We start from the raw sequence: 20,153 nt of genomic DNA, 5'->3' as shown, positions 1-20,153 counted from the left end.
GGCCTCAGGTGTCGTCCGCATCCGCCTCCGCAGACTCCGCAACGGTGTCTGGTTCACCATCCACGGCGGCGAAATCCACACCGTACTCATCCTCGTCCAGGTGTCCCTCGATCGGCTGAATTATGCCCGGGCCCACTTCATCCTCAACGGTGCCCTCGACGGGTTCACCGGCGACCGCATCATTCGTCACGGTCTGCATCTTCTCCTCGGCAGCAACGAGCGGGTCGGCGGGGTAGTCATCATCGTCGGAGGGCCGCTCTCCGGCGGCACCGTTGGCCCGGCCACCGTCGACATTCGGGGTCTTCACTGTTCCCGCACCGGCCGGATCATCCAGCCCCTGTTCGAAGGGGAGCGCATCGTCGGGGCTATCTGCTGCGGCATCTGAGCGGGCTTTCCCCCCAGAATTCAAGTCGTCACGATTGTTCATGCGCACACGATAGGTCGGGTAGCCCTCAGGCAGCCGAATATGAGGCAAAGGTTCAGCACTCCAGCCTCAACTGCGGTCACCTCGGCGCATACCCCTGCGCCAGGAAGGAGCGCCCTGACAGAATGCAGCCCCGGCAGCGCAAGTCGCGCTTTGGCGTCTCCGCGTGACCTGCTTACCTATACTGCGAAGATGCCAAAAACGCAGCTCATTCATGCTCTCCCCACCGCCCTCGATGAGCACGGGGATGATCTGTGAGCGGCGGTCTCGTCGCCCTGCTGGACGATGTCGCGGCCCTGGCCCGCATCGCGGCCGCCTCCCTGGATGACGTCGCCGCCGGAGCCGCCAAGGCCGGGGTCAAGGCTGCGGGCGTGGTAATCGACGATGCCGCTGTCACCCCCCAATATGTGTCGGGGGCGCAGCCGTCTCGCGAGTTGCCGATGATCAAACGGATCTTCTGGGGGTCGCTCAGAAATAAGCTGCTGATCATCCTGCCGGCGCTGCTGCTCATCAGTGCCTTCATCCCGACGGTGATTCCGTTCATCCTCATGCTGGGCGGCACCTACCTCTGCTACGAGGGAGCGGAGAAGGTGTGGCACAAGCTTCGCGGTCACTCCGAGGCGAAAGCTCCGGCAGTTGAGCGGGGTCCCGACGCGGAGGCGAAGGTCACCAAGGGTGCCATCACGACCGACTTCATCCTCTCCTGCGAGATCATGGTGATCTCGATGAACGAGGTGGCCGAGGAGTCTCTGTGGCTTCGAGCGGTCATTCTGGTCGTCGTCGCGTTCGCGATCACGATCCTCGTCTACGGTGCTGTCGCCCTCATCGTCAAGATGGACGACATCGGCCTGCACCTGACCACCAAAAAGTCAGCGGGTTCGCAGCGTCTTGGCGCGCTGCTCGTCAAGGGGATGCCCGCCGTGCTGGCCACGATCACTCTTATCGGCACGATCGCCATGCTGTGGGTCGGCGGTCACATCATGCTGCAGGGGGTCTACGACCTCGGGTGGCATCTGCCGTATGACCTGGTTCATGTCCTCGAGTCGCCGTTCGCGGGGGTCCCGGTTGTGGGCGGCTTTCTCGTCTGGCTCGTGAACACCCTGTGTTCGGCCGTCCTGGGCCTCGTGTGGGGCCTCGTCGCCATGGCCGTCTTGCACCCCCTTCTCGCTGTTCTGCCGTTCGGCAAGAAGGATGACGGGCACGAGGAAGGCGCTGTTCGCGCAGCGGTCGGCGGGTACCGGCCGGCACAACCGGACGTCGATTCCCACTCCTAGCTCGGTGCGATCGCGCTCGTGGTGGCTCGTCGCACCAAAAGAGCCTAGACAGAGCCCGGGGCATCTCCAGTTAGCGAGGGACTGGAGCTGGGCGGTCATGACGACGGCGACGAGGCGATGCCGATGATCATCGATTGCCGCTGCGGATGCTGCGCTCTACGAGGCCAAAGCCTTGGGACGGGACCGGGTGGTGCGGGCACGCCCAACGGCGACGGCCTGAACAGGTTCGACACCGACTGCCCTCCTGGGCACATCGCCGTTCGGTGTCAACGTTCACGCCCCCGCCCACGTATCCCCGCGAACAGAGCGTTGATCAGGGGGATCCCGGAGCCGACGATTAACACCCAGCCGAGCACTTGCTCGCTCTGCTTGAGGTAGATTCCGCCGAGAAGCAGGCCGGCAAAGATGATCGCCGAAAGCACCCGCCGGGCGAGGTTCTCGAATGATCGGATTCGGCGGTCTAGCCCCGGAGTCCTCACAGCGAGCTGGCCGCGCTGTATCAGCGTGCTGAGGTCATCCAGCTGCCGAGGAAGGCGCGCAATATCGCCCGCTGTCGTGAGAAGTTGCTGAACCAGGTCGCGCGCCGCAGCTCCGCTCTCTTGTTGGGTGAGCCGCGCCGCGTACGGCTCGATCGCTGTCCAGATGTTGAATGACGGGTTGAGCGCCGTGCACACCCCCGACGTCAGTGAGACTGCGCGGATGATCAGCAGGAGATCCTCGGGAAGCTGAAACGGCATGCTTCGCATTGTCCGACCGAACTTGTCACCGAAATCCTTGAACTCACTGGGGTCAATATTCTGCAGTTCGGCAAAGCCCATACCGCCGAACCGGTCGAAGAGCTCGCCCAGTGCCAGCTCGAGCGGGGCACTTTCCGCGCTGGGCAACAACATTCCCATGGCGCGGATGCTAGAGACCAGACCCGAGGCGTCGCGGGCTGCGACCGCAATGACGAGGCTCCGCAAACCTTCTCTAAGGGATTCGGGAACTTCGCCCATCATGCCGAAGTCCACAAAGGTGAGCGCCCAGTCGGAGTCGGGTCCGGCCTCCGGCGTCACGAAAATGTTGCCCGGGTGGGGGTCTGCATGGAAGAACCCGTAAGTGAAGATTTGGTCGAACATGGCGCTCGACAGCCCCTCAGCGACCGCCGCCGGGTCGATCCCCAATGCCCGAAGACTCTCCCGGTCACTGATCTTGATCGCCGTGACGTCGGAGAGTGTCAGCACACGTCGTGTGGTCCGCTCCCACACCACGGTCGGCGCCAGCACTGTGGGGTTATCGGCAAAGTTGTCCGCGAAACGTTCGGCATTTACGCCTTCGTGAAGGTAGTCGATCTCCTCCATGCTGACTGAGGCAAACTCCCTCAACAGTGCGGGCAGGTCGACTCGTCGCGAAATGAACGCGACGCGGTTCAGCCAGCCCGCGATTTTCTGCAGCGCGGCAAGGTCGACCGTCACAATCGCGTCGATTCCCGGGCGCTGGACCTTCACGACGACGTGCTCGAAACCCACTAGCTCCGCGTCCGCGGGTGCCAGTTTCGCCCGGTGCACCTGGCCCAGGGACGCCGCAGCCAGCGGTGACGGATCGAAGAACGAGTATGCCCGCTCCAGCGGCACTCCGAGATCGGCTTGTGCGAGTTCGCGAACGTCGTCAAAAGGGGCAGCTGGCACCTCGTCCTGCAGCCCTTCAAGCTCGCTCGTGATCTCAGGCGGCAAGACGTCGAGCCTTGACGACATGAACTGCCCGACCTTGATCATCAGGCCTCCGAGTTCAACGGCCAGAGCCTGAAAATGTCGGGCGATTCCGCTCACTCTCCGCGCACGAGTTCGACGCGATATCCGCGCCAACCCGACGCGAGGCAGCAACACCTCGAACCACCACTCCTGCACGATGTAGCGGGAGGCAAACCGCATAATTTTGCGATATCGGGCGCGGAGGTGTCGGTCCGTGGCCATCAGGTCTCTCTCACATCACCGCGGAGGCGAGTGTCGGTCATTCCCGGGCGAGGATCGCGTAGATCTTGCGGCGAGCCTCATCGATTACCGTGACCGCCTCCTGAGCCTGCTCGTTGGTACCTCCGCGTGCCACCTGCACCACGGCGTGGGCGAGGTTCGCGGCAGCTTTCGGCAACACCTTGGAGCGGGTGCTGTCACTAGCGGTGGTCGCTTCCCAGGGTGCGCGCCGAGCGGTCGAGGCTTCACCCCTTCCGCTCTCAGTGAGCGAGTATGTCTTTCGACCGTCGGACTCTTCGGACTGGATGAGACCTTCATCCGCGAGCAGCTGAAGCGTCGGGTAGACCGATCCCGGGCTGGGTTTCCAGCTACCGTTGCTGCGCTTCTCAATCTCGCGAATGATCTGGTATCCATGCATCGGTCCTTCTGCGAGGAGGGCAAGGATGCCGGCGCGAACATCGCCGCGGCCCATCCGAGGTGCGACTCTCCGCTCAAACTCGGAGTGCAGATTCTCTACCGTTTCCCACAGGCCGAAGCCCGGTTCGTTTGCGCTGTTCATTGCTGAACCTTCTCCCAGAGATGGGTCCACCATTGGACCCTGCCTATTCCTAACGATACGTCGCTAACTCACCAGGCGATAGGCATGCTTTTGGCTTCACGGTGCCGGAACGAATCCCGGCCCTGGATAGAGGAAGACCGGCTCCTCGCCGCGAGCTTGAGCCAGCGTGACAGCCGCTCTGTTTGGGCCGTTGGGTTCGGTGCGCTCGACGATGACACCGGTGTTGTCCGGGGCATAAAAGTCTTCATCGAACGGGCGGAGCCCCAGTAGTGCGCACATCTGCACGAGATGCTCGTGGGTGAACTTATCCGGGTCACGCTTGGCGTCAGGATCCCACACACTGCCCATGGGAAAGTTTCTACCTCCACCATCGAATTCCCACCTGTTGGAATCGGCAACCCGCACACCCAACGTGTATCCGACCGGGGCTGCGTTGGGCACGATCTCGTACATCTCGATTTTCCGCTGACCATACATTTCGGGGAGACCGGGGGAGTTCATCGTGTGGGGAAAATCTGAAACACTCACGGAGCGGATGCCGCCTTGGGCAAACCACATCATGGGCGAATGCGGATCCTGCCCCCTCCAACTCGTGTCGAACACGGCAGTCCACTGCGGGTCAGCGGTCTGCACGAATAGCTCCCGGCGTGGCTCCCCAGTATCCAAGGGGAGCAGTCTGGAGAGAAGCGCGCCCAGATCATCAGCCACGACAGTGCGCTGCCGCAACGGCGATCCGTACTCGCGACGCACATACTGGCCGCGCACCCCATTGATGAGCTCGGCCACTGCCCGCTCCCGCGGGGCATTGACGAAGAGCACGCACCCAGTCACCGGCAGCCACCGACCACCAAGCAATAACTCATCGATGTACTTCGCCCAAGATCGTACGGCCATCATTCATCCCCACCTCTTGACTAGCGGCCACAGCCGGATCCACCATGAGCAAGGCTCACTCGGCAGAATCGATTGTCGAATGATAGCGATAGTCACGAGGTCAGGGGGTGACTCGACAGCTACGCATGTTAACCACTGAAGACTCTAGGGAGTTGCGCTGCCGAGGGCGAACAGTACGCTGCGGTCTGGGCTGAGGTTCGATCCGACAGCACCACTGAAACCAGTGTCGTGAGTGCAAGCAGAGTTGGAATTCGCATGTATGTATCGGTAGGGCCAGGGAACGGCCCGCCGGCGACCTTCGAGATCGGCCGGCTGGTTGCGACGACCGCAGAAGATGGAACACGCGTACTTACCGCTGCCATCTCGAACACGGGAGGGCGTGCCCTCGACCTGAGCGGCACACTCAGCCTTACTGAAGGACCAGCGGGTCTATCAGCAGGGCCGTTCGACGGACACAAGTCGCTCACTGTGGCACCAGGCCGTACAGGTCAGATGTCCGTCATGCTCGAAGATGCGATTCCCGAAGGACCCTGGCTTGCAACACTCCAGGTGCGAAGCGGACTCATCGTCCAAGACCTCACAAGCGAAATCACCTTCTCCAACGACGCCCGAGCCGAAGGTGACCCAAGGATCAGAGCCTCCTACATAATCGTGGCGACGGTCTTAGCAGTGGCTATCGTCGCAAGTCTGCTCCTGTGGAACCGCAGGCGACTACGGAAGGCCGTCTCGCTCAAGGTTCTATCGCCATGACTTCGACGACGACCCGGGGGACATCGGCGCCTTCGGCGTCCAAACGCCTTCGCGTGCGTCGCGCCCGTGTCGGTGCGTCATCGATATAGCCGTAGAGCCCGGTCGGGGTGTCGGTGACCATGTAGCGGACATCGCGCCACAGCAGCCGTACCGGCACCGCGCCCTGGAGCCACACTGTCACAGTTTCGTGTTTCACCTGCATGACATCCACCTTGCACTATTCGAAAGTATGTTCGAAGGTTAACGAGCATAAGCGAGCAGCGAAAGAAATGGAACACGGGCAGGGTCGATGCGTCATTCACCACAGGACGCCTTCGACACCGCCGCGCGCCGTGCGTCCAACCCGTCCACCGCGTGGCATCCGATCCTCGCCGCGGTCGAAACGGAACCGGGCCGCTGGTACATGGTCGACGCGACGAACAAGTGCTACGGCATCATCCGCTTCCTCGCGATCAACGGGTATCGAGTGGTGACGTGGGCGGAGCGAAGCGAGGACCGGCGGCTGATCGGGTACTACACCTCGCTCAAGGCCGCTGCCGTTGCTACGCACCACCTGTTTGTGCGGTCCCATGGGCAATCCTTGCCCGAACATCTTCCGTCGCAGTCCGTTCGCGGAAGCGCCGAACCATGAGGCACACCTGATCAGATGGCTGATCGCCCCTGCGTGGAAAGCCACGCCTCGGTGCCATCGAGGGGCTGGACAGGTTCGATCGAAACTGACCAAGAGGGTACCCGAGAAGCCCCGCCAGTCCAGGCAAAGCAAAGAGCAGCGCCGCCATGATGAACCCGCTGGCAACCTCGATGGCGATCTGGCGCCAGTAGGACCTATCATGGCGCAGTACCTCCCGCATCCGCAGGGGTGGCTCGGGCGGTGGAACCTCAAGAGGTGGCGGGCCGGCACTGTCGACCACAACGGATGGGGTGCGACGTCGCCAAAGGGTAAGCATGCCAAGAGGACAGGGGCTACGAGGCCTAGTAGCCGCTGAGGGTCCTGACGGTGTTGCTGCGCCGTCCCAGCAGGAGGGCAATCAGTGGAAGTGAACAAAGAATCACCATGTATCGCAGGAGATCCAAGCCGACTGATGCGATGACGTAGGCATCGGTTGGACGAAGAACGAGGAGTGCGAACGCCGCGCCGAGTGCCGTCGGCGCCAACACCAACAGGGCACATTCCGTGGTCATCATTCTGAGAAAGTCTGCCGTCGCCATGCCAAGCAAACGGTATAGAGCGAGGTCTGCTCGGCGGGCGAACCACCATGAGCTCGCCAACAGGAGAACTGCTGCAGCGACAGCGACCCATCCCCAGTCCATTAGACGTGCCGGGGCGATCGATAGACCTGCTCCGTCGGTTTGTTGGCCGAGCTCCGACACCTGAACAGGCTCACCGAACCACCCTCGCGCTGCCGAGCCGACGTCGAGAAACGCGGCCGGTTCAGTGGAGACGTAGCAGATCTTTGTGGCTCCGGAAGGTTCTCCGAGGCGAATCACGTTCCGGTTGATGCCGTCAATTCGCGACCGGTGCTCCGAAGTCCATTCGACGCGGGTTGACGATTCGGCTCCGGTGGCCTTGTCCACGACTGTGAACCGCGATCCAGGGACGGCGCTCAGCAGGTCGGCCAACTCGTTGGGAAAAATGGCATTGCTTCCCGAAAAAGGAGGCGGCCCGTCGTTCCATGCGGCGGCGGGAAACCTTGGAGTGACGGTACTTTCTCGCCACGTCTGATTACCGGTTTGCGGGAACTCAATGTCTCGCTCAGAAGTGATTGCCCCCGCGGCGCTGACGCCGGAGATGGAGTTGAGGGCATCGCAGCGTGACGCATCCAATGTTGCCGATGTGGCGGATGCAATGGTGAAAACGAAGCGGCCGGTCTGCACTTGTTGGTGCCATTTGTGTGCGTAGCTTCCTGCTTCGAGCGTGCTCGCGGCGGCGATTCCTCCACCGGCAAGGAGCGAGACGAAAAACAGGATCAGCCCGAAGCCCAGGGAGGCTCGGAGGTTGGCTAGAGCCTCGGAGATGGGAAGAGGCATGACCATCATGGCATGTCCAATTGGAGATCCAGCCTTGTGTCGCATTGCTCCGCAACGATTGGATCGTGGGTGGCGATGATGACGGCGGTACCCTCCTGGGTGCAGCGCCGAAGCGTCTGGATAACGGCCGTTCGCGAGTATGGATCGAGGGAGGCTGTGGGTTCGTCCGCCAAGAGCATTCGTGGCCTCGACACCACTGCTCTAGCCACGCCAACGCGCTGACGTTCGCCTCCACTAAGTCGATACACCGGAGTGTGAGCGAATGCGCCGAGCCCAAGATCGTCCAAGGTCTTGGAGGCATGCATCCTCGCCGCTCCGGGGTCAGCCCCGCGGATGAGCGTCGGCAGCATCACGTTATCGAGCGCGGTTCGCCGTGACAGCAACGGCGAAGCCTGCGGAGCCCACTCGATGTGCCCGCGGGACCCGTCAAATCGCAGTTCGCCGCTGCTGGGGTCAGTGAACCCCGCGATGATCGAGAGGAGAGTGGATTTTCCCGAACCGGACGGGCCGACAATCGCCAACGACTGCCCAGCCTCCACGGTGAATGTCAGGTTCATAAACAGAGACCGCGATCCGATGGACTTGCCCAATCCCTCGACAGTCAGGAGCACTTGGTCGGCTCCACGGTTGCCCCAACCTGGAGTTTTTCGCCGATGCTCAATGATCCGGACACCACGGCGAGGCCGTCGCGGCTTGCCCTGATGTCCACCGCAACCCAGCGTGGCTTGTCGGGGTCCACTCGGACGCATTGTGCTCCGGTGGCGTCTGTCACGATCCCTGCGCTGGGGACTTCAACGTCTCCATCTAGTGCTTGTCTCACCAACTGCCCGCGCACCACGACCTGGTCTGCGGCTATCACACCCTCCACCCCGGGCAGTGAGACGACTGCGAGCCTGCTGCGTGTCTCGTCCAGTTCATAGGTAACGCCGGCAATTTGGAAGGCTTCTTCCGGGTCTGCCGTCACCCTGGCCTCGTTTGCAATCTCAATGCGTGTTGGGCGCGTCGCCGCTCCGGGCTGTTCCGAGGGGGATGATGGAGGGATGGCAACGCTGTCTCGGGTGACTAACTCCGCTGAGGTAATACGGGCGGTACCGCCGAGAATCGTTTCGCCAGGAGCCGGAGCGGGCTTTCCGACCGCTAGTTGCACTGAACCCACAACGTAGCCTTCATATGGCAGATAGACGATCCATGCCGGGTCGAACGAATTGACCGACGAGCCGGCTCCCAGCGCCGCCCCAAGCTGACGGATGCCCCGCGTGGTTTGCCAGGTAGCGGCGTCGTCGGGAGCATGCGAATGTCCAAGTTGCCGAAGCATTTCGTTCAATGCCCGCACATCCTCGCCGCGCAGTCCCGAATCGATTTGGCGATGGAACGGAATGCTTGTGTGTGCAGCGATACGGGTAACACCATCGACCAACGCAATTGAGTGGCCGCTAGAGAGCGATGCCCCGCCGGTGACGTTGACGCGCTGAACAACTCCGGACCACGCGGGGGAGACGATGTCGACGGTCGGGCTCCATTGCAGGATCACGTCCACGCCGCGGTCAATGTCCTGGTCGGCGGCCCCGACCGGAACCCACACCTCCACTTTGTCGTCGTCCAAAGTGAGAGAGCGGCTCACTCCACTTAGTCCGGCGACCATGACAAGCGGAAGCAGCACCCATGTGAGCAGGCCCACGACAGGCAGAAGTCGATATTTCTTCGTTTGGCCCATTTGTTCCCCCTAACTCGTATAGTAACGAGCATTCGTTCATTTTTTTCGTGGGGGAACGGTAATGACAACAACAACAACAACAACTTTGCGTGGCCGCAAGGCGCTCTTTGCAGCTTTGTTCATCGCGCTTGCCACAGCATTGTCAGTCGCAGCGCCAATGCAGGCCACTGCGTTCGGGGTGCAGCAGTCTCCGAACGGGGTGTACGGCGGCTCAAGTTTCTTCACAAACGGCTATCAGGCCTCGGGTTTAACTATGAGCTTTGATGGAGCCTCGTCGCAGCGATGCGTGCAGATCGCGCATAGTTCGTCATATACGCCGGTCACGGGATCGCTGCGCTGCGCCACCAGTGGAACAGTTTCCTACATCCACCCGACTTCAGTTGCGCAATTTGTGGGTGGCCTGCACACGGGGACCATTGGCAGCCAGAGCTGGAGATCGTAAGCGGATAGTGGCAGGTATCCGCACCCTCGGACGAGGCGCTGGGAGCGCCGCCATCGCCGTCGTCCTTGGCACATTGATGGCTGGTTGCTCGACCAATGACGGCTCGGTGATCGGCGCTGACCTCATGACAGTTGCCGGGGCGCGGGTCGCCGCGGAAGCTGCCAATTCAGAGGCCGCGATCGCCATCCTTGAGGATGGGGAAATTACTGTCGAGGAGTATGAGTCAACCCTGGGCAGGTACGAAGAGTGTGCATCGGAACATGACCGAAAGTTTACGGGTCGGGTGGAGGACCCGATCAACGGTCACCGAATCTACTCACCGTACGAGTACTGGGGCTCCCCAGAGTCCGAGTTCTCGCCGGAGGTGAGCGCTTGCGCCCTGGAGCGTGACCTGATCGAGCTCGCGTACATCAATCAGTTTGATCCGATCAGCGATCCAGTCATTCTCACGGAAACCAGGGAGTGCTTGGTACGGCTAGGCAACGCAGTGACAGGAAACGAGCGGAACTTCTTGGATTTTCAAGACGATCCCGATCTTGATCCTGCGGAGCTAATCGACTGTGGAGCCGAGTCGTCATTTCGACATTGGCCGAACATACCGTTCTCTATCGGATGATCTACCTGAGAAGGCCCCGAGAAATCGGGGCCTTCTGCTTGCCCGGCTGGCCGCCGCAAGCCGGGTGATCCAGGACGACGAAAGCCCGCATGCGTCTCGGACGCCCCCCATGGGGGGCAGACGGATCTGACTCCGCGTCGATAGGGTGCGAACAAGAGCATGACTCACTCACTTGAAGGGCGGCATCGTGAAAGGCATGAAATCAGTAACGGCGCTCGGAATTGGGCTCGCCGTGTCACTGGCTACAGTCCAGCCTGCGGCGGCCACCGAAGCCCCGCAGACAGTGAACACAGCGCACACCAGCAGCGAAATCCTCGACGCATCGGCAAGAGCCGCCGCCGCCATGCAGGACTTCGGTATCGCGCCCGGCAACTACATCCATGTCGACCAGGCCGACGCGGCGTTCTTCGACGAGGTGGCCGACCTCGCGCTGGCAGACATGGCCGAGCCGACGCCCGCACCGGGTACCGCGTGCACCCCGGGTGGACGGGCAGCGTACGCAGCTCAGATCGCCGCCGTAAACTCCGCCCGGGACAGCAACGCTCGGACGCCGGCGCAGGAAACGATGTACATGTACTTGTCGCACTACATCGACATGTCGCCGAGCCACGTCGGGACTACGTGCAACCACAACTCCGAGGCCCCAAGATACAGTGCATGGATCACCAGCAGCGATCGGAACGCATATGACCAGTTCCTCGCCACGATGAACCTCACGAGCGCGGTTACGACTTTTGGTGACGCCGTTTCAGCTGCAGGTGTACTCCAGGGTTCGCCCAACTTGACGCGCAACATTAGCAAGGTCGCCGACGCGGCGGCGTTCCTGACCGAGGCTGCCGACTTCACCTTTTCGGCTAACGCAGCTCTGGGCCTCGCCGATCAACTTGTCGTCTCGCACCAGAACGGAGACACCGCTGAGCAGGCGATCGCAGATCTGGAGGCCTCGCTCTCTCCTGACATGCCAACCACGTATGCGGCGGCTGCAACGGGGGTTGCCGCCGCCTTGCTGGCGCCGTCGATCGTCCTTCCCGTGGTGGGCATCGGGCTCGCCGTACTCCCTGTGTATACGATGCTCGGTGCCACGATCATCAACTACGCGGCATGGTCGTCCCTGATCTACACATCGAACAGCCGAGTGAGTGGCAGGATGATGCGCTATCTCGGCATGTGACGCCGTGACGCCTCGCATGACGAACTCTCGCACGCTGTTGAGCTGCCCGTCGTGCGAGGCGCCATTTGAGCAGGGGGAAGCGCTCTGCTTCACCTGCCATTCACCACTATCCACCGGCTGGCAATCAGCAAAGGGCGCTTACAGCGACTACCGACGTCGGCGTGCGGCCCGCATTGCAGCGGCGGGGACAGGGATCGTATATTGCGCGGCGTTCTTCTGGCTGATCGCCGCCCACGCTCCACTCTGGTCCCGTTACAAGTTCGGCTCGGGGCGGGATGTGATTTTCGCAACGGAAATCCTCATCCTGCTCGGAGCGGGCCTGCTCACCTACGGGAAGCCAGGGCGCACACTCCACCACTACCCCTCCTTCGCGCTGATCAGACGGGGAGCGCCCAGATGGTGGAAGGGGCTGGGAGCATCGGCGATACTCGTCGGCTCCGCAGTCCTCGGGCTCGAAGGGGTTCTCCGCCCCGCCCTCGAAGACCGTGGCAGCAACTCAATCCTGCACTCGCAGGCGGAGATCGCAGCAGCAATAGACACCTGGGTATGGACCACATACCTGGCTGTCGCTCTTGTTCTGGCCTGGAACCTCATTGCCACACGCCTCCCACCGCAGGTCCTCTCACCAGGGTGGCGTCAACAGCTCATGGAGAACCAGGAACGCAAGGCTGCGCGACTCGGCGAATAACCCGCTCACACCCGCTGACAGGGCGGCCCGCTACGACGACCGATTCAGACGGCGGCAACAAGCGAGCCCCGTTGCTCTAGGAGTACAGTGGCTGACCGGAATGGCCCCGCGCCACCATAACTTCAGAGTTGGCGACACGATGACTGAGCTTTTGCGCGAGCGCTCCCACATCCAAGCGGCGATTCAGGATATTTGTGACGCGTTGATCTCAGAAGAACTCAGTGTGAAATACAAGCCGCATTCGCCGGCACCGCTCGTTCTATGGTGTGCCTAGCGCCCAATGGGCATGAAAAAGGGCCGGTACCCAGATTTCTCTGCGTACCGGCCCAATTCTCTGAACAATCTGCGTAGATTGTCCGAAGTACTCTCTGTGTCCGAAGGGGGACTTGAACCCCCACGCCCTATACGGGCACTAGCACCTCAAGCTAGCGCGTCTACCATTTCCGCCATCCGGACTGGATGTGTTGCTTGTGGCAACGAGGTAAAACTTTAGCACGACTGGAGAGGCTCATTTGTCCACTCGCCGCCGCCCGGGCGAGTCGCGCTCGTGCGGCTAGTACCGTTGAGTGATGACCTCGGATGCACACCTCGACGAGACGGCCCTGATCACCCGCGATCTGATCCGTTTTGACACCAGCAACTATGGAGAGGGTCGCTCAAATGGCGAGGCTGACGCGGCCGAATACGTTGCCGCGAAACTCTCGGCCCTGGGCTTGACCCCTCAGTTGTTCGAAAGCGAGCCCGGCAGGGTGAGCGTGGTTGCCCGCGTCGAAGGCGAGAGCCACGACGAGGCACTTGTCGTCCACGGGCACCTCGATGTGGTTCCGGCGATTCCCGAGAACTGGAGCGTCGACCCATTCGCTGGCGTGATCAAGGACGGCATGATCTGGGGCCGAGGCGCGGTCGACATGAAGAACATGGATGCCATGATCCTCACGGCCCTCGGCGACATCCTCGGCTCGGGCAGGCGGCCAGCGCGCGACCTCGTTGTTGCCTTCTTCGCCGACGAGGAGGCCGGGGGAGTCTTGGGCTCCGGCTATTTGGTGCGCGAGCATCCTGAGCTGTTCGCCGGCGCGACCGAGGCAATAAGTGAGGTTGGCGGCTACTCAATCACGGTCGGCGACCAGCGGGCTTACCTGCTGCAAACGGGGGAGAAGGCCCTCATTTGGGCCAAGCTCGTCGCCCGCGGCCCCGCAGCCCACGGCTCCCGCATCATCACAAACAATGCGGTGACGCGCCTGGCCGAGGCGGTTGCCGCCGTCGGGCGGCTCGAATGGCCCGTGCGCCTCACCGACACAACCGAGCAGCTTCTCGGGGAGATCGCGCGCATTCTGGGCACCGACCCTCAGCGCGTTGGTCCCGAAGAACTTGCGCTGTCGACGGGCACCGCATCCAGTTGGATCCAGGCGTCGCTGCGCACGACCGCCAACCCCACCGTGCTCACAGCGGGCTACAAGCACAACGTTATCCCCGACACCGCAGAGGCGCTCATCGACGTTAGGGCGTTCCCCGGCGAAGAGGATGCCGTGATGGCGGCGATTCAGGATGCGGTCGGCCCCGATATCGAGGTCGTCACGATGTTTCGCGATATCGGCACGGAGACCACGTTCGACGGAGCCCTCGTCGACGCCGTCAAGGCAACGCTCGAACGGCACGACCCCGGAGCCCCCGTTTTGCCGTACTTTCTCGCGGCGGGCACCGACAACAAGGCGCTCAGCAAGCTGGGCATTCGCGGTTATGGGTTCGCGCCGCTCAAGCTGCCTGCCGATCTCGACTTTCCCGGAATGTTCCACGGCGTCGACGAGCGCGTGCCACTCGACGCGCTCGTGTTCGGCAGGCAGGTTCTCCGCGACCTGTTGCTGGAATACTGATTCGGCCCGGCCGCCTGCTCTCAGCGTTCCCGACCGCGCCACCACCTACTGAGGAGACCCGTGAGTTTTATCGAGGCGATCATCCTGGGCCTTATCCAGGGTCTAACCGAGTTTCTGCCGATTTCGTCCAGCGCGCACCTGCGCATCGTCGGCGAGGTTCTGCCCTCAGCAACCGACCCCGGCGCCACCTTCACGGCGATCACGCAGCTCGGCACCGAGGCTGCCGTGGTCATCTTCTTCTGGAAGGACATCACCCGCATCATCGGCCGGTGGTTTCGGCACTTCCGCTCCGCAGAGGGCATTCCCAAGAATGACCCGGATGTTCGCCTCGGCTGGCTGATCATCATCGGCACCATTCCCATCGTCTTGGTCGGCTTCTTTGCGCAGGAATACATCCGCTCGGTCTTTCGGTCACTGTGGGTCGTCGCGATTGTGCTGATTGTCTTCGGCATCCTGCTCGGCCTGGCCGACCTACTCGGCAAGCGCACCCGCGAGATGAGCGAGATGACCTACCGCAATGGCGTGCTCATTGGGCTCGCGCAGATGCTCGCGCTGATCCCCGGTGTCTCCCGCTCCGGCGCCACAACGACCGCCGGGCTGGCCCTCGGTTACACCCGGCCAGCGGCGGCCCGGTTCGCGTTTCTGCTGGCGATTCCCGCCGTCTTTGGCAGCGGGCTCTATGAGCTGCAGCACAGCCTGGGCGAGCCTGCGGGCTACTACGGCTATGCCGAGACCGCTGTTGCGACCGTCGTCGCCTTTGGTGTTGGCCTCGCCGTGATCGCGTTCCTCATGAACTACATCTCGAAGCACTCGTTCCTGCCGTTCGTGATCTACCGCCTCCTTCTGGGTGGCACTCTGCTCGTGCTGTTGTCGGTGGGGGTGCTCGACCCGCTCTAGGCTTGAGGGGTGAAGTCCTGGAGCCATCCCGCCGTCCCCGCCCTGCCCGGTACCGGACCCGTGCCCGAGCTCTACGACACGGCAACAGCCTCGCTCAAGCGAGCCTGCGCCACCCCTCACGCGTCGCTCTACGTCTGCGGCATCACGCCGTACGACGCGACCCACATGGGCCATGCGGCCACCTACCTTGCGTATGACAGCCTCGTGCGACTGTGGCTCGACGCCGGCAAGGATGTTCGCTACGTGCAGAACATCACCGATGTGGATGACCCGCTGCTGGAGCGTGCGGCGGCCACCGGTGTCGACTGGCGCGAGCTGGCCGAGTCGCAGATCGATCTGTTCCGCAGCGACATGCAACTGCTGGCGATCATCCCGCCGCAGTACTACGTGGGCGTAACCGAAGTCATCGATGATGTTGCGGATGCCGTGGCCACCCTTCTCGAGCGCGGCACGGCATACCGAGTCCCCAGCAACGACGCTGACGACGACATCTACTTCGACAGCATTGCCGCGGAGGCCCAGGGCCCTTGGAAGCTCGGCAGCGAAAGCAACCTCGACCGCGAGACGATGCTCGCCCTTTCGGCGGAGCGCGGGGGAGACCCCGACCGGCCAGGAAAGCGTGACCCGCTCGACCCGCTGCTATGGCGGGCAGAGCGCTTGGGCGAGCCAGCCTGGGACACCGTGGTGGGCCGCGGGCGACCCGGATGGCACATCGAATGCGCCGTTATCGCGCTCGATCACAACGACCACACGATCACGGTCAACGGCGGCGGCTCCGACCTCGTGTTTCCCCACCACGAGTTCAGCGCCGGCCACATCTCAGCCCTCACAGGTCAACCCCTGGCGGAGATCTACTCCCACGCGGGAATGGTCGCCTACCAGGGCGAGAAGATGAGCAAGTCGCTCGGCAACCTGGTGCTGGTGTCACGCCTTGTGGAATCCGGCGTCGACCCTCGCGCCATCCGGCTGGCCCTTCTCGCCCAGCACTACCGCACCGACTGGGAGTGGACGGATGCCCATCTCGCGCAGTCGCGGCAGCGACTAGAAACGTGGTTGCAGTGGGCTGCCGGGGCCAAGGCATCGGCGGATGACCCCCTGCTCGATACCCTTCGTTCTGTGCTGCAGCACGATCTCGATACGCCCGCTGCTGTCGCGGCTGTAGATGCACGCATCGCGTCGGGTGTTGCGGCTACGTCGGTGGCCGTGGCGGCAATCGACGCGCTGCTGGGTATTCGGCTCTAGCCGCGACCGCCGCGGCCATCCCGGCCGTCGGCACGGCCATCGCGGCCGTCTCCGCGGTGCCGCAGGTACTTTTCAAACTCCTGAGCGATGGCCTCGCCGCTCGCCTCGGGGGAGTCGACGGTGTCGCGCGCCTGCTCGAGCTGCGCGATGTAGCTGGCCATCTCTTCGTCCTCACCGGCGAGAGTGTCGATGTTCTCTTCCCATGCGGTCGCCTGCACCTCAAGCTCGTCGCGCGGCACGGTCACGCCGATCAAGGCTTGCAGCTTGTCGAGCAGCGCAAGGGTCGCCTTGGGCGACGGCACGCTGTGCACATAGTGGGGAACGGATGCCCACACCGAGAGAGTGGGAACATCCGCCTTCTCGCAGGCCTCGGCGAGCACACTGAGAATGCCGACAGGGCCCTCATAGGTGCTGCGCTCGAGCTCAAAGTCCTTGCGCAGTCGTTCGTTCTCACTCGTGATGAAGATCGAGATGGGGCGGGTGTGCGGCACATCGGCCAGCATCGATCCGAGAAAAATAACGCCCTCGATCGACCGGTCTTCTATGGTCTCCACGATCTCGGAGGCGAAGATCTTCCAGTTGCGTGACGGCTCCGTGCCGAGAAGCAGGTAGATATCACCCTCGTCCTCTGGGCCGAAGACGGTCGCACCGGGCCACACAATCGAGCGGCTGCCATCGTCGTCGATCTTTACCGAGGGGCGGTTGAACTGGTAGTCGAAGTAGTCTTCGGGGTCAACGGCAGCGATGGGTCGCACGGCGAGCGATTCGCGCAGCGCGACGACGGCATTGCTGGCGGCGTCTCCCGCGTCGTTCCAGCCCTCGAACGCGACGACGAGTAGCCGCCCGCCAAGGATCTTGTCAGCCACGATTCCCTACTTCCTTCGCGATCACATCCGATCGCCTGCCATCAAGGATAGAACCCCCGGCAGGGCGTGCGCTCTCGGCCCCGTAGACTCGAAGGTGTGACCGACATTCTCCCCTCTGGCGTTTTTTGGGACATGGACGGCACCATCGTCGATACCGAGCCCTATTGGATGCGTGCCGAGCGAGAGCTGGCCGATGAATATTCCATCTCGTGGGGCCCCGAAGACGCGGTGCAGCTCGTCGGTGCCGCCCTGCTCCACTCGGCCCAGGTGTTCCAGGGTCGTGGCGTTGACCTGCCCGCCGAGGTCATCATCGAGCGGCTGAGCTCACGCGTTTCTGACCAGATTCGGCAGGCAGTGCCCTGGCGTCCCGGCGCGCGGGAACTGCTCCTCGACCTGCGCGAGCGTGGCGTGCCGACCGCACTGGTCACGATGTCGTACCGCGAAATGGCGGAGCTGGTGGCCGACTCGATCGGCTTCCCCGCCTTCGATGCGGTGATCTCCGGCGACTCAGTAACCCACGGCAAGCCGCATCCTGAGCCGTATCTGCACGCCGCGTCACTTCTCGGGGTCGACCCCACGGAATGCGTGGCGCTGGAGGATTCACCCACGGGCATCGCGTCCGCCGTCGCGGCCGGCATGGCCACGATCGGCATTCCCGCCCACGTTGACCTGCCCCACAGCACCGAATACACGCTGTGGCCCACACTTGACGGGCGAAGCACCGGTGATCTTGCCGCTGTGCTCGCCACGTCGCGAACGAAAGAAGTCAATCTATGACCGGATTCAGCGGTCCATTCCGCGTCGGCGACAAGGTGCAACTCACGGGGCCCAAGGCTCGCCTGCACACGATCATTCTTGAGCCGGGCAAGGTGTTTCACTCCCACCGCGGCACGATCGACCACGACGCTATCGTCGGCCTTCCCGATGGCTCGGTGATCACCAACTCGCAGGGCGACGAATACCTGGCGCTTCGTCCCCTGCTCAACGACTACGTCATGTCGATGCCGCGGGGCGCCGCGATCATCTACCCCAAGGATGCTGCCCAGATTCTGGCGCTCGGCGACGTCTTTCCCGGCGCAACCGTTGTGGAGGCCGGTGTCGGCTCCGGCGCGCTGAGCCTCTGGCTACTGCGAGCGATCGGGGAGAGCGGAACCCTCAAGTCGTTCGAGCGTCGCGAGGAGTTCTCGGACATCGCCCAAGCCAACGTCACGAGCTTCTTTGGCCAGCGGCCCGAGAACTGGTCGGTCACGGTGGGGGACCTCACCGAGGCCCTTCCGCAGACGACAGAAGAAGCATCCGTCGACCGCATCATTCTCGACATGCTTGCACCATGGGAGTGCCTCGACGCGTGCGCCACGGCGCTCCGCCCCGGCGGCGTTATCGTCTGCTACATCGCCACGGTCACCCAGCTCTCCCGCGTGGCCGAGGCTATCCGCGCAACCGGAAACTTCACTGACCCGCAGTCATCCGAGACGATGGTGCGCGGATGGCACGTCGAGGGGCTCGCCGTGCGCCCTGACCACAGGATGGTCGCGCACACCGGGTTCCTGCTGACCGCCCGCAGGCTCGCTCCCGGCACGATTCTGCCTCAGCTCAAGCGCCGAGCGTCGAAGACGGAGTTCAGCGACGAGGACGTGGAGCTGTGGACCCCGGGAGCACTGGGGGAGCGCAGCGGAACGGATAAGAAGCTCCGCAAGACCGTGCGAGTTGCTCGCAGCGCCGCCACACACGCCGTAGCCGCCGAGGAGGCAACGCGCGCAGAGGCCGACGCCGACGCATCCTCACCAACCGACAACTAGAATCGTCGCAATCCGCCGTTATGAAAAGAGGATCCGTGCGCAAGATTTCCGCGCTCATTGCCGTCGCCCTTGTGGTGCCTACCCTGGCCGCGTGCACGTCGGCTTCGACCGAGTGCGGAGTGTTCCCCTCGGGAGACGCGTCGTCGGTAGTCAAGGTGACGGGCAAGCTCGGGTCTGAGCCCACGATCGACACCCCCACGCCGGTCATCGCCAAGTCGACCGAGGTGTCGACGGTCATCGACGGCGAAGGGCCCAAGCTTGTCGACGGCCAGCCTGCTCTGGTGGAGATCTCCATCGTCAGCGGCGCGACCGGCGAGATCGTGGATTCCACCGGATACGAGGGTGGCGTCATCCTCACGACAGGCTCAGAGGCTCTGCCTCCGGCCACCGAGGCCCTTGAGTGCGCGTCCGTCGGGTCACGTCTCGTTGTCGTGGGCACGGCGGAGGAGACTCACGGCGGGCAGGCCATTCCCGATGCCGGCGTCGGCGCAGACGACTCCCTCATCTTTATCGTCGACGTGCTCGACGCGTTCTTGCCCAAGGCAGACGGCACGACCAAGCCGGGCAAGAATGGCGACCCGACCGTGGTCCTCGCACCCGACGGCCGCCCCGGAGTCACGATTCCGGCTACGGAAGCTCCGGATGACCTGGTCGTCTCGGTTCTCAAAGAGGGCGACGGCGAAACGGTAGAGGAGGGCGACAAGGTCGTTCTCAACTACTCGGGATTCACCTGGGCCGACAACGAACAGTTCGACAGCAGCTGGGACCGCAATCAGGCCGCCATCTTTGAGCTCAGTGACGGCACCGTCATCGAGGGCTTCATCGACGGACTCGTTGGTCAGAAGGTCGGCTCGCAGGTGCTGCTCGTCATCCCGCCGGCTCTCGGCTACGGAGACCAGGCAAGCGCCTCCATCCCGGCCGGCTCAACGCTCGTCTTCGTCGTCGACATTCTCGGAATCGCCGGGTAGT

Annotated in this window: 22 protein-coding genes and 1 tRNA gene; 13 read left to right on the top strand and 10 right to left on the bottom strand. The window is 63.0% G+C overall.

From position 1 onward, the window contains the following. Positions 1–4: 4 nt before the first annotated feature. Positions 5–427: a hypothetical protein gene (locus C2138_RS06110; protein ID WP_108516331.1), complete on the bottom strand. Its 423-nt coding sequence runs from the start codon at positions 425–427 to the stop codon at positions 5–7. Positions 428–678: 251 nt separating this feature from the next. Between C2138_RS06110 and C2138_RS06105 the strand changes: the two genes are divergently transcribed. Further along, a complete protein-coding gene (locus tag C2138_RS06105) occupies positions 679–1,698 on the top strand; it encodes a DUF808 domain-containing protein (protein WP_108516329.1) in 1,020 nt (339 codons plus the stop codon). A 266-nt stretch (positions 1,699–1,964) separates the two neighbouring features. On the opposite strand, the gene C2138_RS06100 is transcribed toward C2138_RS06105, so the two are convergent. From C2138_RS06100 to C2138_RS06090, 3 genes are all read right to left on the bottom strand, one after another. Further along, positions 1,965–3,650: an ABC1 kinase family protein gene (locus tag C2138_RS06100; protein WP_108516327.1), complete on the bottom strand. Its 1,686-nt coding sequence runs from the start codon at positions 3,648–3,650 to the stop codon at positions 1,965–1,967. Positions 3,651–3,687: 37 nt separating this feature from the next. Then, positions 3,688–4,206: a PadR family transcriptional regulator gene (locus C2138_RS06095; RefSeq protein WP_108518878.1), complete on the bottom strand. Its 519-nt coding sequence runs from the start codon at positions 4,204–4,206 to the stop codon at positions 3,688–3,690. A gap of 96 nt (positions 4,207–4,302) precedes the next feature. Continuing rightward, positions 4,303–5,100 (bottom strand): hypothetical protein, encoded by a 798-nt coding sequence (locus tag C2138_RS06090; protein ID WP_146181251.1) that lies wholly within the window; start codon positions 5,098–5,100, stop codon positions 4,303–4,305. Between the two features lie 255 nt (positions 5,101–5,355). Here C2138_RS06090 and C2138_RS13625 point away from each other — a divergent pair, with 255 nt between their 5' ends. Further along, entirely contained in the window at positions 5,356–5,850 is a 495-nt protein-coding gene (locus C2138_RS13625) for a hypothetical protein (RefSeq protein WP_159078159.1), read from the top strand. Here C2138_RS13625 and C2138_RS06085 read toward each other — a convergent pair. After that, positions 5,831–6,052: a hypothetical protein gene (locus C2138_RS06085; RefSeq protein ID WP_159078158.1), complete on the bottom strand. Its 222-nt coding sequence runs from the start codon at positions 6,050–6,052 to the stop codon at positions 5,831–5,833. The genes C2138_RS13625 and C2138_RS06085 overlap by 20 nt on opposite strands. An 87-nt stretch (positions 6,053–6,139) precedes the next feature. Here C2138_RS06085 and C2138_RS06080 point away from each other — a divergent pair, with 87 nt between their 5' ends. Beyond that, the gene (locus C2138_RS06080; protein WP_108516321.1) at positions 6,140–6,481 is read left to right on the top strand and encodes a hypothetical protein; all 342 of its coding nucleotides are present in this window, start codon (positions 6,140–6,142) and stop codon (positions 6,479–6,481) included. A 341-nt stretch (positions 6,482–6,822) separates the two neighbouring features. Here the strand turns inward: C2138_RS06080 and C2138_RS06075 are convergent, their stop codons facing one another. From C2138_RS06075 to C2138_RS13620, 3 genes are read right to left on the bottom strand one after another with little or no spacing between them, the layout of a single operon-like run. Further along, entirely contained in the window at positions 6,823–7,878 is a 1,056-nt protein-coding gene (locus tag C2138_RS06075) for a hypothetical protein (RefSeq protein ID WP_158268743.1), read from the bottom strand. A gap of 5 nt (positions 7,879–7,883) precedes the next feature. Then, positions 7,884–8,435: an ABC transporter ATP-binding protein gene (locus C2138_RS06070; protein WP_158268742.1), complete on the bottom strand. Its 552-nt coding sequence runs from the start codon at positions 8,433–8,435 to the stop codon at positions 7,884–7,886. Positions 8,436–8,479: 44 nt separating this feature from the next. Beyond that, positions 8,480–9,592 (bottom strand): hypothetical protein, encoded by a 1,113-nt coding sequence (locus C2138_RS13620; RefSeq protein ID WP_158268741.1) that lies wholly within the window; start codon positions 9,590–9,592, stop codon positions 8,480–8,482. Positions 9,593–9,653: 61 nt separating this feature from the next. On the opposite strand from C2138_RS13620, the gene C2138_RS13615 reads away from it, so the two are divergent. From C2138_RS13615 to C2138_RS06055, 4 genes are all read left to right on the top strand, one after another. Beyond that, a complete protein-coding gene (locus C2138_RS13615) occupies positions 9,654–10,034 on the top strand; it encodes a hypothetical protein (RefSeq protein WP_159078157.1) in 381 nt (126 codons plus the stop codon). A 106-nt stretch (positions 10,035–10,140) separates the two neighbouring features. Next, complete coding sequence (locus C2138_RS06065) at positions 10,141–10,650, top strand: hypothetical protein (RefSeq protein WP_159078156.1); 510 nt, start codon at positions 10,141–10,143, stop codon at positions 10,648–10,650. Between the two features lie 196 nt (positions 10,651–10,846). Next, entirely contained in the window at positions 10,847–11,821 is a 975-nt protein-coding gene (locus tag C2138_RS06060) for a hypothetical protein (protein ID WP_159078155.1), read from the top strand. A gap of 16 nt (positions 11,822–11,837) precedes the next feature. Next, on the top strand, positions 11,838–12,509 hold the full coding sequence (locus C2138_RS06055; RefSeq protein ID WP_146181247.1) for a hypothetical protein: 672 nt from the start codon (positions 11,838–11,840) through the stop codon (positions 12,507–12,509). Positions 12,510–12,880: 371 nt separating this feature from the next. Here the strand turns inward: C2138_RS06055 and C2138_RS06050 are convergent. Next, positions 12,881–12,965 (bottom strand) — tRNA-Leu (locus C2138_RS06050). 113 nt (positions 12,966–13,078) lie between these two features. Between C2138_RS06050 and C2138_RS06045 the strand changes: the two genes are divergently transcribed. Genes C2138_RS06045 through mshC form a run of 3 tightly spaced genes read left to right on the top strand, consistent with a single transcriptional unit; the run spans position 13,079 to position 16,519 of the window. Then, entirely contained in the window at positions 13,079–14,380 is a 1,302-nt protein-coding gene (locus C2138_RS06045; protein ID WP_108516309.1) for a M20/M25/M40 family metallo-hydrolase, read from the top strand. 60 nt (positions 14,381–14,440) lie between these two features. Continuing rightward, positions 14,441–15,277, top strand: a complete 837-nt coding sequence (locus C2138_RS06040; RefSeq protein WP_108516307.1) for an undecaprenyl-diphosphate phosphatase — start codon at positions 14,441–14,443, stop codon at positions 15,275–15,277. A gap of 9 nt (positions 15,278–15,286) precedes the next feature. Next, the gene (gene mshC / locus C2138_RS06035) at positions 15,287–16,519 is read left to right on the top strand and encodes a cysteine--1-D-myo-inosityl 2-amino-2-deoxy-alpha-D-glucopyranoside ligase (RefSeq protein WP_108516305.1); all 1,233 of its coding nucleotides are present in this window, start codon (positions 15,287–15,289) and stop codon (positions 16,517–16,519) included. On the opposite strand, the gene C2138_RS06030 is transcribed toward mshC, so the two are convergent. Then, a complete protein-coding gene (locus C2138_RS06030; protein ID WP_108516303.1) occupies positions 16,516–17,388 on the bottom strand; it encodes a PAC2 family protein in 873 nt (290 codons plus the stop codon). The two genes, mshC and C2138_RS06030, sit on opposite strands and share 4 nt — an antisense overlap. Positions 17,389–17,481: 93 nt before the next feature. Between C2138_RS06030 and C2138_RS06025 the strand changes: the two genes are divergently transcribed. Genes C2138_RS06025 through C2138_RS06015 form a run of 3 tightly spaced genes read left to right on the top strand, consistent with a single transcriptional unit; the run spans position 17,482 to position 20,152 of the window. Beyond that, complete coding sequence (locus C2138_RS06025; RefSeq protein ID WP_241961201.1) at positions 17,482–18,162, top strand: HAD family hydrolase; 681 nt, start codon at positions 17,482–17,484, stop codon at positions 18,160–18,162. Beyond that, a complete protein-coding gene (locus tag C2138_RS06020) occupies positions 18,159–19,184 on the top strand; it encodes a tRNA (adenine-N1)-methyltransferase (protein WP_108516301.1) in 1,026 nt (341 codons plus the stop codon). The genes C2138_RS06025 and C2138_RS06020 overlap by 4 nt, the downstream gene beginning before the upstream one ends. A gap of 35 nt (positions 19,185–19,219) precedes the next feature. After that, the gene (locus tag C2138_RS06015) at positions 19,220–20,152 is read left to right on the top strand and encodes an FKBP-type peptidyl-prolyl cis-trans isomerase (RefSeq protein WP_108996747.1); all 933 of its coding nucleotides are present in this window, start codon (positions 19,220–19,222) and stop codon (positions 20,150–20,152) included. The last annotated feature ends 1 nt before the right edge of the window (position 20,153 follow it).

The sequence above is a fragment of the Salinibacterium hongtaonis genome (assembly GCF_003065485.1).
Lineage (GTDB): Bacteria > Actinomycetota > Actinomycetes > Actinomycetales > Microbacteriaceae > Homoserinimonas > Homoserinimonas hongtaonis.
This window is presented reverse-complemented; position numbering and strand designations above follow the sequence as displayed.

Bases quoted from the DNA above. Each gene is read 5' to 3' on its own strand.
- C2138_RS06045 (WP_108516309.1), top strand. From the start codon at position 13,079: ATGACCTCGGATGCACACCTCGACGAGACGGCCCTGATCACCCGCGAT.
- C2138_RS06060 (WP_159078155.1), top strand. From the start codon at position 10,847: ATGAAATCAGTAACGGCGCTCGGAATTGGGCTCGCCGTGTCACTGGCT.
- C2138_RS06075 (WP_158268743.1), bottom strand. From the start codon at position 7,878: ATGCCTCTTCCCATCTCCGAGGCTCTAGCCAACCTCCGAGCCTCCCTG.
- C2138_RS06070 (WP_158268742.1), bottom strand. From the start codon at position 8,435: ATGAACCTGACATTCACCGTGGAGGCTGGGCAGTCGTTGGCGATTGTC.
- C2138_RS06100 (WP_108516327.1), bottom strand. From the start codon at position 3,650: ATGGCCACGGACCGACACCTCCGCGCCCGATATCGCAAAATTATGCGG.
- C2138_RS13620 (WP_158268741.1), bottom strand. From the start codon at position 9,592: ATGGGCCAAACGAAGAAATATCGACTTCTGCCTGTCGTGGGCCTGCTC.
- C2138_RS06110 (WP_108516331.1), bottom strand. From the start codon at position 427: ATGAACAATCGTGACGACTTGAATTCTGGGGGGAAAGCCCGCTCAGAT.
- C2138_RS06020 (WP_108516301.1), top strand. From the start codon at position 18,159: ATGACCGGATTCAGCGGTCCATTCCGCGTCGGCGACAAGGTGCAACTC.
- C2138_RS13615 (WP_159078157.1), top strand. From the start codon at position 9,654: ATGACAACAACAACAACAACAACTTTGCGTGGCCGCAAGGCGCTCTTT.
- C2138_RS06085 (WP_159078158.1), bottom strand. From the start codon at position 6,052: ATGCAGGTGAAACACGAAACTGTGACAGTGTGGCTCCAGGGCGCGGTG.
- C2138_RS13625 (WP_159078159.1), top strand. From the start codon at position 5,356: ATGTATGTATCGGTAGGGCCAGGGAACGGCCCGCCGGCGACCTTCGAG.
- C2138_RS06090 (WP_146181251.1), bottom strand. From the start codon at position 5,100: ATGGCCGTACGATCTTGGGCGAAGTACATCGATGAGTTATTGCTTGGT.
- C2138_RS06055 (WP_146181247.1), top strand. From the start codon at position 11,838: ATGACGAACTCTCGCACGCTGTTGAGCTGCCCGTCGTGCGAGGCGCCA.
- C2138_RS06095 (WP_108518878.1), bottom strand. From the start codon at position 4,206: ATGAACAGCGCAAACGAACCGGGCTTCGGCCTGTGGGAAACGGTAGAG.
- C2138_RS06080 (WP_108516321.1), top strand. From the start codon at position 6,140: ATGCGTCATTCACCACAGGACGCCTTCGACACCGCCGCGCGCCGTGCG.